The 14,069-nt window shown below is 72.9% G+C and carries 10 protein-coding genes; 3 read left to right on the top strand and 7 right to left on the bottom strand.

What is annotated here, in order from left to right; translation table 11 throughout:
* Positions 1-166: 166 nt before the first annotated feature.
* Positions 167-1,597 carry a mycothione reductase gene (locus NQ707_RS09880; protein WP_055684664.1) on the bottom strand — a complete coding sequence of 477 codons (1,431 nt, stop codon included), beginning with the start codon at positions 1,595-1,597 and terminating at the stop codon, positions 167-169.
* Between the two features lie 130 nt (positions 1,598-1,727).
* Entirely contained in the window at positions 1,728-5,174 is a 3,447-nt protein-coding gene (locus NQ707_RS09885; RefSeq protein WP_129358132.1) for a pyruvate carboxylase, read from the bottom strand.
* A gap of 219 nt (positions 5,175-5,393) precedes the next feature.
* Between NQ707_RS09885 and NQ707_RS09890 the strand changes: the two genes are divergently transcribed.
* A complete protein-coding gene (locus NQ707_RS09890; protein WP_055684666.1) occupies positions 5,394-6,191 on the top strand; it encodes a ParA family protein in 798 nt (265 codons plus the stop codon).
* Positions 6,192-6,270: 79 nt separating this feature from the next.
* Here NQ707_RS09890 and NQ707_RS09895 read toward each other — a convergent pair whose 3' ends face one another.
* The 5 genes from NQ707_RS09895 to NQ707_RS09915 form a co-directional block, all read right to left on the bottom strand.
* Complete coding sequence (locus NQ707_RS09895) at positions 6,271-6,852, bottom strand: MerR family transcriptional regulator (protein WP_055684707.1); 582 nt, start codon at positions 6,850-6,852, stop codon at positions 6,271-6,273.
* 294 nt (positions 6,853-7,146) lie between these two features.
* Positions 7,147-7,872, bottom strand: a complete 726-nt coding sequence (locus NQ707_RS09900; RefSeq protein WP_363835211.1) for a MerR family transcriptional regulator — start codon at positions 7,870-7,872, stop codon at positions 7,147-7,149.
* A gap of 17 nt (positions 7,873-7,889) precedes the next feature.
* Positions 7,890-8,330, bottom strand: coding sequence for an FHA domain-containing protein (locus NQ707_RS09905; protein ID WP_254303317.1), 441 nt, complete (start codon positions 8,328-8,330; stop codon positions 7,890-7,892).
* A 216-nt stretch (positions 8,331-8,546) separates the two neighbouring features.
* Positions 8,547-8,933: a glycine cleavage system protein GcvH gene (gcvH, locus tag NQ707_RS09910; RefSeq protein WP_055684669.1), complete on the bottom strand. Its 387-nt coding sequence runs from the start codon at positions 8,931-8,933 to the stop codon at positions 8,547-8,549.
* 158 nt (positions 8,934-9,091) lie between these two features.
* The gene (locus tag NQ707_RS09915) at positions 9,092-12,577 is read right to left on the bottom strand and encodes a bifunctional proline dehydrogenase/L-glutamate gamma-semialdehyde dehydrogenase (RefSeq protein ID WP_358293998.1); all 3,486 of its coding nucleotides are present in this window, start codon (positions 12,575-12,577) and stop codon (positions 9,092-9,094) included.
* A gap of 156 nt (positions 12,578-12,733) precedes the next feature.
* Between NQ707_RS09915 and NQ707_RS09920 the strand changes: the two genes are divergently transcribed.
* A complete protein-coding gene (locus tag NQ707_RS09920; RefSeq protein ID WP_404435655.1) occupies positions 12,734-13,630 on the top strand; it encodes a LysR family transcriptional regulator in 897 nt (298 codons plus the stop codon).
* An 18-nt stretch (positions 13,631-13,648) separates the two neighbouring features.
* Positions 13,649-14,059, top strand: coding sequence for a hypothetical protein (locus NQ707_RS09925; protein WP_404435657.1), 411 nt, complete (start codon positions 13,649-13,651; stop codon positions 14,057-14,059).
* Positions 14,060-14,069 lie beyond the last annotated feature (10 nt).

The following is a 14,069-nucleotide window of genomic DNA, read 5'->3' on the forward strand; positions in this document are numbered from 1 at the left end:
CGGACTTCGTGTTTATATCCTCACCCCAACCCGCCCCCGGTACCGGCCCCGCCCCCCCCCGCCGGGGCCCCGCCGCCCCCCCGGCCCGGCGGCGCACGTCGGCCGCCGCGCGGGCGGCGGGGCCGCGGTCGGCCGGACCGACGTCGGTCCGGCCGCGGGGTGCGGGTCAGTCCGGCAGCCCCGGGGTGCCGGGCACGTCCAGGCCCAGCAGGGCGTTCTCCACGACCTCGCTGAGCGCCGGGTGGATCCAGTACTGCCCCCGGGCCATCGTGTGCGCGTCCAGCCCGAAGCTCATCGCCTGCACCAGCGGCTGGATGAGGATCGAGGCCTCCGTGCCGATCAGGTGGGCCCCGAGCAGCTGACCGGTGTCCTTCCGGGCGATGAGCTTGACCAGCCCGGCCGAATCCTCCATGGCCCAGCCGTAGGCGACGTCGCCGTAGTCCTGGACCTTCACGGTGATCGCGAAGCCCTCCCGCTCCGCGAGCCTGCGGGCCTGCTCCTCGGTCAGCCCCACGGCGGCGATCTGCGGGTCGGAGAACACCGCGTGGGGCACGTAGCGCTGGTCGGTGGCCCGCAGGTCCTGCGGGTGGGTGAGGTTGTGGGCCACGGTGCGGGCCTGGGCGTTGGCCAGGTGCTTCAGCTGCACCGGGGAGCAGATGTCCCCCAGCGCCCACACCCCGGTCACGGGCCGCCCGTCGGCCAGCACCCGCTGCTGGGCGTCCACGGCCACGACCCCGTCGCGCACGTCCAGCCCGGCCTCCGCCGCCCCGATCCGGTCCGCGTTGGACCGTCGCCCGGTCGCCACCAGGACGACGTCCGCGCACACCGCCTCCCGCGAGCCCTCGCCGTCGAGAAGGTGCACCTGCAGGCCACCCTCCGGGCCCTGCTCGATCCGCTCGATCTCGGTCCCGGTGCGCAGGTCCCAGCGCCGGGCGGCCTCGCGGCGGAAGCGCTCGGCGATCTGCGCGTCGTGCTCGCGCAGCAGCCGCTCGGAGCGGTTGACCTGGATCACCCGCGAGCCCAGCCCCGTGAAGACGGTCGCGAACTCCGCGGCGATGAACCCGCCGCCGACGATCACCACGGTCTCCGGCAGCTCCTCCAGGCGCATGATCGTGTCCGAGGTGTGCACCCCGGGCAGATCGATGCCGGGGATCTGCGGGAGCACGGCCCGGGCGCCGGCGGCCAGGACCAGCTGCCGCCCGCGGATCCGGGTCCCGTCGTCCAGCACCAGGGTGTGCGGATCCTGCAGGCGGGCCTCCTGGGTGAACACCTCCACGAAGTCCTGGCCCTGCCGGTAGGACAGCCCACCCTCGGAGATCGGGTCGATCCGGCCGAAGATGCGGTCCCGCAGGCCCGGCCAGTCCGCCCCGGTGCGGCGCATGCGCACGCCGAGCCGCTCCAGGTCCAGCCCGTGCAGGGCAGTGGCCGCCGGGTAGGCGAACATCTTGGTGGGGATGCACCCGACGTTCAGGCAGGTGCCGCCGAAGATCCCGGAATCCACGATTGCGACCCGCCGGTCCCGCCAGGACTCGTCGATGATGGTGTTGCCGGATCCGGATCCCAGGATCACCAGATCGTACTCGCGGGTCTCGGACATGGTCCTCCTCGTGGTCGCGCCGGCCCCGCGCGGTCCGTCGGGGCCCTGGCCCGGGGCGCGCGGCCCCGTCCCTCGGCTCAACGTCCGGACCGTAGCCGCGCATTCCCGCCGGGAGGCGGGCGCGCAAGGATCAGGCGGGATCGATGACGATGACGAGGTCTCCCCCGTGCATCTGGGTGACCTCCCGGGCCAGGACCCGCTGCACGGTCCCGGCCACCGGCGCGGTGATGGAGGCCTCCATCTTCATGGCCTCGATCGTGGCGACCTGCTCGCCGGAGGCCACCTCCTGGCCCTCCTCCACGATCACGCTCACCGCCCCGGCGAAGGGGGCGGGCACGTGCCCGGGGCGGGAGGCGTCGGCCTTCTCCGCGGCCTGGAAGCTGGTCTCCACGGATTCGTCGCGCACGTCGATCGAGCGCTGCTGGCCGTTCAGCGTGCACATCACGGTCCGGTAGCCCTTCTCATCGGGCTCGGAGATCGCTTGCAGCGTGGCCAGCAGCCGCACCCCGCGGCCCAGGGAGATCACGTGCTCGCGGTGCTCGACCATGCCGTAGAGGAAGTCCCGGGTGTGCAGCACGGACAGGTCCCCGTACTCCTCCCTGGCCTTCGCGTACTCCGCGGCAGGGCCCGGGAACAGCAGCCGGTTCAAGGTGGCGCGGCGGGTCGGGGAGTCCCCGGTCAGACCCTCCCGGTCCTCCTCGGACAGTTGGGTGATCTTCGGCTTGGCGTGGCGCCCCTCCAGGGCCTTGGTGCGGAACGGCTCGGGCCAGCCGGCCGGCGGGGTGCCCAGCTCCCCGTTGAGGAAGCCGATCACGGAGTCGGGGATGTCGAACTTCTGCGGGTTCTGCTCGAACTCGGCCGGGTCCGCCTTCATGCCCACCAGCTGCAGGGCGAGGTCCCCCACGACCTTCGAGGAGGGGGTGACCTTCACGATGTGCCCCAGCATCCGGTCCGCGGCGGAGTACATGTCCTCGATCTCCTCGAAGTGCTCCGCCAGGCCCAGCGCGGTGGCCTGGGCGCGCAGGTTGGACAGCTGACCCCCCGGGATCTCGTGGCGGTAGACCCGCCCGGTCGGGGAGCTCAGTCCCATCTCGAAAGGCCGGTAGATCGCCCGCACGGCCTCCCAGTACGGCTCCAGGGAGCTGACCTGCTCCAGACCTAGCCCGGTGTCCCGCGGGGTGTCGGCCAGCGCGGCGACCAGCGAGGAGGCGGCCGGCTGGCTGGTGGTCCCGGCCAGGGAGGCGGCGGCGACGTCGACGGCGTCCACCCCGGCCTCGGCGGCGGCCAGCAGGGTGGCCAGCTGCCCGCCGGCGGTGTCGTGGGTGTGCAGGTGCACGGGCACATCGAAGCGCTCGCGCAGCGCCGCGACGAGGCGTCGGGCCGCCTCCGGGCGCAGCAGGCCGGCCATGTCCTTGATCGCCAGGATGTGCGCGCCGGCGTCGACGATCTGCTGGGCCAGATCCAGGTAGTACTCCAGGGTGTAGACCCGCTCCTGCGGGTCCAGCAGGTTGCCGGTGTAGCACATGGCCACCTCGGCCACCGCCGTGCCGGTCTCGCGCACCGCCCGGATCGCCGGGGCCATCTGGGAGACGTCGTTCAGGGCGTCGAAGATCCGGAAGATGTCCACCCCGGTCTCGGCGGCCTCCTTGACGAAGGCCTCCGTGACCTCCTCGGGGTACGGGGTGTAGCCCACCGTGTTGCGCCCGCGCAGCAGCATCTGGATCGGCAGGTTGGGCATGGCCGCCCGCAGGTGGGCCAGGCGCTCCCAGGGGTCCTCGGAGAGGAAGCGCAGGGCGACGTCGTAGGTGGCCCCGCCCCAGGCCTCCACCGAGAACAGCCCGGGCAGCACGTGGGCGTAGGCCGGGGCCGCGGCCAGCAGATCCCGGGTGCGGATCCGGGTGGCCAGCAGGGACTGGTGGGCGTCGCGGAACGTGGTGTCGGTGACCGCGAGAGCCTCGGACTCGCGCAGCGCCTTCGCGAAGCCCTCGGGGCCCTTCTCCAGCAGCACCTGGCGCCACCCGTCCGGGGGCGTGTGGTGCCCGCCGTCGAAGGGGTTGCGGTACGGCTCGGCGATCTTGTCCCCGGGGTAGCGGGGCAGCTTGTCCCGCGGGTCGATGCCCTCGATGCGGGGGCCGTGGGGGCGGTTGACCGTGACCTGGGCGAGGTAGCTCAGGGCCCGGGTGCCCCGGTCCGATGAGTGCTTCTTGGTCAGCAGCTCCGGGTGCTCGTCGATGAAGGGGGTGGAGACGTCCCCGGCCTGGAACACCGGATCCTCCAGCACCGCCTGGATGAAGGGGATGTTGGTGGCCACCCCGCGGATGCGGAACTCGGCCAGGGCCCGCTGGGCCCGCTGCACGGCGGTGCGGAAGTCCCGGCCGCGGCAGGTGACCTTGCACAGCATGGAGTCGAAGTGCGGGGAGATCTCCGCCCCGGCGTACACGGTGCCCCCGTCCAGGCGCACCCCGGCACCGCCGGCGGAGCGATAGGCGCTGATCTTCCCGACGTCGGGCCGGAAGCCGTTGGTGGGGTCCTCGGTGGTGATCCGGCACTGCAGGGCCGCACCCTTGACGCTCAGGGTCTCCTGGGAGATGCCCAGGTCCTCCAGGGTCTCCCCCGAGGCGATGCGCATCTGGGCCTGCACGAGGTCCACGTCCGTGACCTCCTCGGTCACGGTGTGCTCCACCTGGATGCGCGGGTTCATCTCGATGAACACGTGCTGCCCGGCCCGCTCCCCCGCGGTGTCCACGAGGAACTCCACGGTGCCGGCGTTGACGTAGCCCAGCTCCCGGGCGAACTTCACCGCATCCCGATGCAGGGCCTGGCGGATCCGCTCGTCCAGGTGCGGGGCCGGGGCGATCTCCACGACCTTCTGGTGCCGACGCTGCAGGGAGCAGTCGCGTTCGAACAGGTGCACGATGTGCCCCTGCGCGTCGGCGAGGATCTGCACCTCGATGTGCCGGGGCCGCAGCACCGCCTGCTCCAGGAAGACCGTCGGGTCCCCGAAGGCGGTCTCCGCCTCGCGCATCGCCGCCGCCAGCGCATCCGGCAGCTCCTCGGCGGTGTTGACCCGGCGCATGCCGCGACCGCCGCCGCCGGCCACGGCCTTGACGAAGATCGGGAAGCCGATCCGCCCGGCCTCGGCCAGCAGCTGCTCCGGGTCCGCGGAGGGCTCGGTGGAATCCAGCACGGGGATCCCGGCGCGCCGGGCGGCCTTCAGCGCCGCGACCTTGTTCCCGGCCAGGTCCAGGACCTCCGGGGGCGGGCCGATGAAGGTGATCCCGGCCTCGGCCGCGGCCTGGGCGAGCTTGGGGTTCTCGGACAGGAACCCGTAGCCGGGGTAGATCGCGTCCGCACCGGACTCACGGGCCACCCGGATGATCTCGTCCACATCCAGGTAGGCCCGGACGGGGTGGCCCTCCTCCCCGATCGGGTAGGCCTCATCGGCCTGCTGGCGGTGGATCGAGTTGCGGTCCTCGTATGGGAAGACGCCGACGGTCTTGGCGCCGAGCTCGTAGGCGGCGCGATAGGCGCGGATCGCGATCTCGCCGCGGTTGGCGATCAGGATCTTGGAGAACATCGGGGATTCCACCGTTTCCGTCCCGCATCGCGCCGCTTCCGACCGGAAGCGGGACGCGCGGGAGCTTGGTTGGCCGGACAGGAGGTGTCCCGAACAATATATGTCAGATCACACCCCGGGGAGGAATCCGCCGCACCCTCGGGACACGGCATCGGGCGCCCGGGCCGCTATGATGGGGCCGATTCCGAAAAAACCCGGCCCATCCCGCGCGAGGTGTGTGTGTCCCAGATCGTCAGCGTCAGCTCCCTGAAGGGCGGGGTCGGCAAGACCTCCGTGGCCCTGGGCCTGGCCTCCGCGGCCCTGCACCGCGGGGTGGACACGCTCGTGGTGGATCTGGATCCGCACGGGGACGCCAGCACGGGGCTCGGACTGTCCGCGACCCACGCGCACGGGACCGACGTCGCGCAGGTCCTGGCAGCCCCGGGCCGACGCCGGGCCGTGGCCCGCGCCGCGACCCCGGCCGGGTGGCTGCGCCGCAGCGACGCCGCGTCCGGGACCCGGCTGGATGTGCTGGCCGGATCCGCCCGCTCGGCCGCCTACGAGCACCTGCGCCCGAACCGGCGGCAGCTGGGCCGCCTGCGCGAGGCCCTGGCCGGGGCCTCCGGCTACGAGCTGGTGCTCATCGACTGCCCGCCCGCGCTGAACACCCTGACGATGATCGCCTGGGCCGCCAGCGACAAGGTGCTCTCCGTGGCCGAGCCCTCCCTGTTCTCGGTGGCCGGCACCGAGCGCACCATGCGCGCGATCGCCCGCTTCGAGTCGGAGAGCTCCCTGAAGGTGCGCGCGGCCAGCGTCGTGGTCAACAAGGTGCAGGAGGACTGGCCCGAGCATCGCTACCGCATCGAGGAGATGGAGGGGATGTTCGGGCGCCTGCTGGTCTCCCCCGCGATCCCGCAGTCTCCGGTGTGGCAGCAGATCCAGGGCTCGGCGCACCCCGTGCACGCCTGGGGCGGGGCGGAGGCCAGGGCCCTGGCCGAGGCCTACGACGCGATCCTCGCCGGACTGCTGCGGGGCTGATCCCGCAGCCACCCCACCGACGGCGGCGGGCTGACAACCGGCCGGCCGAGAGCTCGGCGTCGCCGCGGACGAGTCCGGCTCAGCCCGCCAGGTTTCGCCGCGCGCGCCGGGCGGAGAGCTCGTCGGGCGCGGACGGGGCCGGCTGCTGCTGCGCGGAGTGCTCCGCTGCGCGCAGATCCTCCCCGGGCATGCTGGAGAGGTTGGTCTCCAGCTCCCGCCAGACCCGGCCCACGGCGATGCCGAACACGCCCTGCCCCGCCTGGACCAGATCGATCACCTCATCCGGGGAGGTGCACTCGTAGACGCTGGCCCCGTCGGACATCAGGGTGATCTGGGCGAGGTCCTCGACCCCGCGCGAGCGCAGGTGCTGCACGGAGGAGCGGATCTGCTGCAGCGAGACGCCGGTGTCCAGCAGGCGCTTGACGATCTTCAGCACCAGGACGTCCCGGAAGGCGTACAGCCGCTGGGTTCCGGAGCCCTTGGCCCCGCGCACGGTGGGCTCCACGAGGTGGGTGCGCGCCCAGTAGTCCAGCTGTCGGTAGGTGATGCCCGCGGCCTTGCACGCCACGGGGCCGCGGTAGCCGATGCTCTCGTCCAGGGCCACGAGGTCCTCGTCGAACAGCAGCCCCTGGCGGCCGGTGGGCGGGGCGACCGTCTCCATCCCGGGCAGCTGCTGCTCCTGGTAGGAGGGCGCGGGGGCCGCGTGCAGGGACGCCGGAGGGTTCCGGTGGGGGTCCTGCTGGGATCCGTCTCGACTCACCCTGGTCGTCTCCTCGGTCGGCGCTGGCGCGCGGTGGTGCAAGAGCACGTCCGGGGCGGGCGCTCCCGCCCCGGCCGGTGAGCCCGGCGCGCCGTCGGGGACGGGATCCGGATCCACTCCCTCGACGTTAGAGGCAACCCGGGGTCCGGTCAAAGACATCGGCCCACCGGGCCCCGCGTGTCCGCCGGGGCGGGCTCACCAGGTGCGCTGGACCCGGTCGGCCACCAGCTCGGCGTGCAGCTGCGTGCACAGCCCGGACAGCTCCCGGGCGGTGGCCGCGGCCCGCTCCCGGGACTGCTCGTCGCGGCGCCCGGCCAGCGGGGCCACGGCCTGCTCCACCAGCCCCACCTCCCGGTCGGCCGCCGCCCGGAAGAAGCGCAGATGTCGGGGCTGCAGGCCGTGGGAGGTCAGGCGCACGCACAGGGTCGCCGTCTGGGCGGCGTGCTCGTCGAAGGTGCCCTCCGGCCCCTCGCTGATCAGCCCGTAGGAGATCAGCTCCCGCAGCAGCGGCAGCGGGGCCGAGGTGTGCTTGGACAGCTCGCGCATGGACCAGGTGCGCGCCCCGGCCGTCCGCGCCGTCGGCGTGGCCACCTCCGGGGCCGGGCCGGGGCCCTCGGCCTCGGGCAGGGCGAAGTCCCCGCCGTCGCGCTCCACCGCGTCCACCTGTTCCTTGATGACCTTGAGGGGAAGATAGCGGTCACGCTGGAGCGTGAGGATGTAGCGCAGACGCACGATGTCCTGCGCGGAGTATTTGCGGTAGCCGGTGGCGGTGCGCTGGGGGAAGATCAGGCCGCGGTCCTCCAGGAAGCGCACCTTGGAGGCGCTCAGTCCCGGGAACTCGGCGTCCAGGTGGCTGAGCACCTGGCCGATGGTCTTATCCGTCACCTGCTCCGGTGCGGTGGCGTCCTCGGCGGCGTCCATGGGTGGGCTCGCCCGCCTCAGCGGCTGCGCCCGACGCAGAACACGAAGACGAACTTGCCGATGCGCACCTCGTCCCCGTCCTGCAGGCTCACGTGATCCACGCGGTCCCCGTTGACGTAGGTGCCGTTCAGGGAGCCGGCGTCGGTGATCTCGAAGGCCCCGGCGTTGAAGGAGAAGCTGGCGTGGCGCCGGGAGACCGTGACGTCGTCCAGGAAGATGTCCGCGTCCGGGTGGCGCCCGGCGACGATGCCGTGATCCGGCTTCGCGGCGTCCGCATCCAGCAGGAAGCGGGCGCTGCCGTGCGGGCCGGACTGGGCGATCAGCAGCGCCGAATCGGCGGGCAGGGCCGCGACGGCGGCGGCCTCCTCGTCGGCCAGGCGGCGGCGCACGGGGCGCTCCTGCGACGGGTTGACCCGGATGACGGTGGTCTCCGGTGATGCTTGCTCGTGCTCTGACATGTCTTCCCCTCGGGTCATGAGCGGCGGTCGGTTCCGGCCGGCACGGTCCCGGTCTCCCGGATCCGTGGTGCGGCCGCGGCGGGTCCCACCCCGGCGCCGACCGATCGGGGGCGCGGGGGAAGATCCCGGATCCCCAGTCTAGCGGGCCGATGCGGCGCGGGCGCGGGCTTCAGCCCTCGGCCCCGGTCTGTGCCGGCCCGGTCCGCGCCGCGTCGGTCAGGACAGCTGGTCGCGATAGGCCTGCGCATCCAGCAGACCGGCCAGGTCCGCGGGATCATCCGGGCGCAGCCGGATCAGCCAGCCCGCGTCGTAGGGGTCCTCGTTGACGGCCCCGGGGTTGTCCCCCAGCGCCTCGTTGACGGCCACGATCTCCCCGGCCACCGGCAGGTACAGGTCCGAGACGGACTTGGTGGACTCGACCTCGCCGAAGGAGTCCCCGGCGGCGAAGGAGTCCCCGACCTCCGGCAGGTCCACGTAGACGACGTCGCCCAGCGCGTCCTGGGCGTGGTCGGTGATCCCCACGGTGACGACGCCGTCGGCATCGGCCGCGGAGATCCATTCGTGCTCGGCGGTGTAGGAGAACTCGGTGGGGACGGCGCTCATCGGCGATGGCCTCTTCTCATGCGTGGGTGTGGGGGATCGCTGCGCGCCCGCCCGCAGGATCCCGAGGGAACTCGCTGCGGGCGGACGCGCTCGAATTGCACAGGACACATTACCCTGCCGCGCCGGTCACAGCCCGGAGGGCGCGTACCCGACCGGGCCTAGATGACGCCCTCGGAGAACCGGTCCGGGTTGCCGAAGCGGTGGGCGGTGATGGACACGGCCTGCTCCCGCAGGAACGGCAGCATCTCGACCCACCCGGCCTCGGTGACCGGGCCGTGGTAGATCCCCAGATCCGGGCGCCCCTCCAGGGCCTCGTACACGGAGGCGTGATCCGCGCCGATCAGCCGGATGCGCATGCCCTCGAAGCGGGTTCCGGCCAGCTCCCGGGGGCCTCGCCGGCGGATGCCGCGCAGGGCGTCGCGCCAGGCGTCGTCGGACTCCTCGACGATGCGCACCCCGGCCTGCTCCAGGGCCCCGGCCACCGAGACGGGGACGGGCCGGGCCGTGGAGAAGGTGATCGGCGCGCCCGCGGCCAGGCCCGCGGCCAGGACCCGCAGGGTGTGCGCGAGGTCCGCGTCCGCATCCGCGCGCACGTGCACCGGCTGGGGGACGTAGCGCAGGATGTTGCGCTCCACGCCCAGCTGGGACGGGTCGTGGCCCAGGCCGAACTCCGCCGCCCAGGCGGCCGCATCCGAGCTGGTCGCGCGGGTCAGGAACTCCCGCTGGACGGCACTCAGGGCGTGGGGTTCGCGCACGCGGCGCAGCAGCTCCTTGACCGGCTCCGCGCTGGGGGTGGCGATCGCGGTGGACGGACGCGAGGTCCACTCCCCCAGGGCCATCAGGTAGCTGGGCCCGCCGGCCTTGGTGCCGGTGCCCACGGAGGACTTCTTCCAGCCGCCGAAGGACTGGCGCCGCACGATCGCCCCGGTGATGCCGCGGTTGACGTAGACGTTGCCGGCCTGGACCCGGTCCAGCCACAGGGCCAGCTCCTCCGAGTTCAGTGAGTGCAGCCCCGCGGTCAGCCCATATTCGGGGGCGTTCTGCAGCTCGATGGCCTCCTCCAGGGTCTCGGCCGTCATGACCCCGAGGATCGGCCCGAAGTACTCGGTGAGGTGGTACTCGCTGCCCGGGCGCACCCCGGCGCGCACCCCGGGGGACCACAGCTTCCCGGTCTCATCCAGCTGCCGCGGCTCGATGACCCAGTGCTCCCCCTCCCCCAGCTGCGTCAGTCCGCGCAGCAGCTTGCCTTCGGGGGCGGCGATGACGGGACCCATCTGCGCGGTGATGTCCTCGGGGTGGGCCACGTGCAGGGAGCGCACGGCGTCCACGAGCTGGTTGCGGAAGCGCCGGGAGGTCGCTGCCGTGCCGACGAGGATCACGGTGGAAGCCGCGGAGCACTTCTGCCCGGCGTGGCCGAAGGCCGACTGCACGACGTCCTTGACCGCCAGGTCCAGGTCCGCGTGCGGGGTGACGATGATGGAGTTCTTCCCGGAGGTCTCCCCGAACAGCTGCAGGTCCGGGCGGAAGGAGCGGAACAGCTCCGCGGTCTCGTAGGCGCCGGTGAGGATCACCCGGTCGATCTCCGGGGCGCTGACCAGCTGGCGCCCGTGGGCCTTCTCGTCCACCTGGACCAGCTGCAGCGCCTCCCGCGGGACCCCGGCCTCCCACAGGGCCTCGGCGATCACGGCGCCGCAGCGCTGGGCCTCGGCGGCCGGCTTGAAGATCACCGCGGAGCCGGCGGCCAGGGCGGCCAGCGCGGATCCGGTGGGGATCGCGACGGGGAAGTTCCACGGCGGGGTCACCAGCGTGACGTCCACGGGGTGGAACTGCGCGCCGTCGACCCGCTCCAGCTCCTCGGCCAGCTGGGCGTAGTAGTTGGCGAAGTCGATGGCCTCGGAGACCTCCGGGTCGCCCTGATCCAGCAGCTTCCCGGCCTCGCTGGCCATGACCTCCAGCAGCTCGGCCCGCTTCAGCCCCAGCACGACGCCGACCCGGCGCAGGATCGCGGCCCGCTCGGCCGCCGGGCGCTCGCCCCAGGCCCGACCCGCCCTCTGGGCGGTGGCCAGGGCCTCCCGGACCTGCTCCTCGTCCGTCAGGAAGGATTCCTCGATCAGCTCCTGCCCGAGGCTCGATCCCGGCACCCGCTCCAGGATCCGCCGGCCCCACTCCCGGTTGGCGGCCAGAGAGGTGTCGGTGTCCGGGCAGTTGGCGAAGCCGTCCTCGGGGCGGAACACGCTCTGCTCGGTCTCCGCGGCGCGATCCTGGGTGCGGTTGGGGGCGGGGACCTCGTCGGTGACCGCGGCCAGGGCCCGCTGGAAGCGGACCTTCTCCCGGTCGAACAGGAACCGGCTGTCGGCCAGGTCGAAGACCGCGGACATGAAGTTCTCGCTCGAGGCGTTCTCCTCCAGCCGACGCACCAGATAGGAGATGGCGACGTCGAACTCCTCGGGCCGCACCACGGGGGTGTACAGCAGCAGCGCGCCGACGTCGCGGCGGACCACCTCGGCCTGCTGGGCGGCCATGCCGATGAGCATCTCGAACTCGACGTCCTCCTGCACCCCGCGCTGCTGACTGAGCAGGTGGGCGAAGGCGATGTCGAACAGGTTGTGCCCGGCGATGCCCAGGCGGATGCTGCGGGTGCGCTCGGGGCGCAGCGCCCAGTCCAGGACCCGCTTGTAGTTGGCATCCGTGGCCTCCTTGGAGTCCCAGGTGGTCAGGGGCCACTGGTGCACGGCGGCCTCGACCAGCTCCATGGACAGGTTGGCGCCCTTGACCAGGCGCACCTTGATCCGGGAGCCGCCGGTCTCCACGCGCCGGGTGGCCCACTCCTGCAGCCGCTGCATCGCCGCCAGGGTGTCCGGCAGGTAGGCCTGCAGCACGATGCCGGCCTCCAGGCCCCGCAGCTGCGGCTGATCCAGGATGCGGGTGAACACCGCGATGGTCAGGTCCAGGTCCTTGTACTCCTCCATGTCCAGGTTGATGAACTTGGGGGTCGGGGCGGAGGCGGCGTACTCGTACAGCGGGGTCAGGCGGCGCACCGCGGTGTCCACGACCTCGTCGAAGGACCACGGGGCGTGCGGGCCGGAGACGGCGGAGACCTTGACGGAGACGTAGTCGACGTCGTCGCGGCGCAGCAGCCGCTCGGTCTCGCGCAGGCGCCGCTCGGCCTCGGCATCGCCCAGCACGGCCTCTCCGAGCAGGTTGATGTTGAGCTTGTTGCCTCCGGCGGTCAGGTGCTCGATGGCGGGGCCGAGCTTCTCGTCCCGGGCGTCCACGATCAGGTGCCCGACCATCTCGCGCAGGGCCCGCCGGGCCAGCGGGATGGTCGGCCAGGAGGCCTTGGGCGCCACCAGCCCGCCGGCGCGCACGGCGGCGCGCAGGTGCCAGGGCAGGAACTTCGGGACGATCGGGGCCAGGCGCCCGAGGTTGTGCCCGGCCGCGGCGTCGTCCTCCGGGCGGATCACGCCGTCGACGAAGCCGACGGTGAACTCCAGGCCGTGCGGGTCCTTCAGGACCCCGGCCAGCTGCTCGGCGGCCTTGTCCTCAGGGATCTCGGCGGAGGCCTCGACCCAGCGGGAGACCAGCTCACCGGCCTGCTCGGCCAGGCGCTGGAGCTCGGGGGCGTCGAAGGGGTGGGTGGTCATGGGGACTCCTCCTCGAGATCTCGCCGGGGCGATCCGGCGGGGCACGGTGCCCAGCGCGCGGTCCGCCGGGTGCTGGGATCCAGTATGGTCGAGAACACGATGAAGCAGAAATGACACTTTCTGACAGTTCATCTGAAGATCTTCTGAAAGGTTCCGATGCTGGACGTCAAGAGGCTGCGGGTGCTGCAGGAGCTGTCCCGACGCGAGACGGTGACCGAGACCGCCCGGGCCCTGGGCTACACCCCTTCGGCGGTCTCCCAGCAGCTGTCCGCCCTGGCCCGGGAGTGCGGGGTCCCCCTCGTGCAGCGGCAGGGCCGCGCCCTCGTGCTGACCCCGCAGGCCAGGACCCTGATCGAGCACACGGAGCGGATCCTGCACGAGATGGACCTGGCCGTCACCGCGCTGCAGAGCACCCAGGACGAGCCCGCCGGGCGGGTGCGCCTGGCCATCTTCCAGACCGCCGCCTCCGCCCTGCTGCCCCGCGCCCTGGACCTGCTGGCCCGGCGGCATCTGCTGGTGCGGGTCCAGGTGGTCCAGCGCGAGCCCGAGGCGGCCCTGGCCCAGACCCAGCTGCGAGAGGTGGACCTGGTGGTGGCCGAGCAGTACCCGCACCACGCGGTGGCCCAGTTCCCGGAGGTCGACTCCCGGCAGCTGCTGCGCGACCCCGTGCGTCTGGCGGTGCCGGGCGACGCCGACATCGCCTCCCCGGCCCAGGCGGCCCACCTGCCGTGGGCCATGGAGCCGGCGGGCAACGCCAGCCGCGACTGGGCCCTGCACGTGTGCCGCTCGGCGGGCTTCGAGCCGGAGGTGCGCTTCGAGTTCGACGACGTGCGGGCCCACGCGGATCTGGTGGCCGCCGGGCACGCGGTGTCCCTGCTGCCGTGGCTGGCCTGCGTGAACGCCCCGGCGGGCATCCGGTGGGTGCCGCTGCCCGGGGACCCCCACCGGGAGGTGTTCACCTCCGCGCGCCGGGACATGGCCCCGCGCCCGGCCATCGAGGCGGTGCGCTCCTGCCTGCACGACGCCGCGCAGGCCCTGCCCCTGCCCGGGTGAGGCCCTGCGGGGCCGACCATGCGCTCGCACGGTCATCTCCCGGAGGCCTCCGAGGCGCTGCTGACCTTCGTCATCACCCTGCTGGGCTCCCTGCTGGCCGTCTTCACCGCGGGCGTCATCTCGACCACCGCCGTGACCGGGCGGCTGCCGGATGCTGCCGCGCTCAGGCGCCAGGCCGCGGTCTCCTTCGGGGCGATCGATGCGGTCTCGCTGCCCATCATCTTCCTGGGACTGGGCTGGCTGGGCGTGTGGGACGTCGCTGCGGCCCTGACCGGCAGCATGATCGCCCTCATCGCGGGACTGGCCGTGGTCGCCCGCCTGGCGGTGCGCACCACGCGGCTGCCGCGCTGGCAGCGTCTGCTCCTGCTCGGGGCCGAGTCGGTGCTGGGCCTGGCCCTGATCGGCCTGGAGATGCTGGCTCACGGCTGAGACCCTCCGC

The sequence above is a fragment of the Rothia sp. BD8 genome, assembly GCF_044878465.1.
Taxonomy (GTDB): Bacteria; Actinomycetota; Actinomycetes; order Actinomycetales; family Micrococcaceae; genus Rothia; species Rothia kristinae.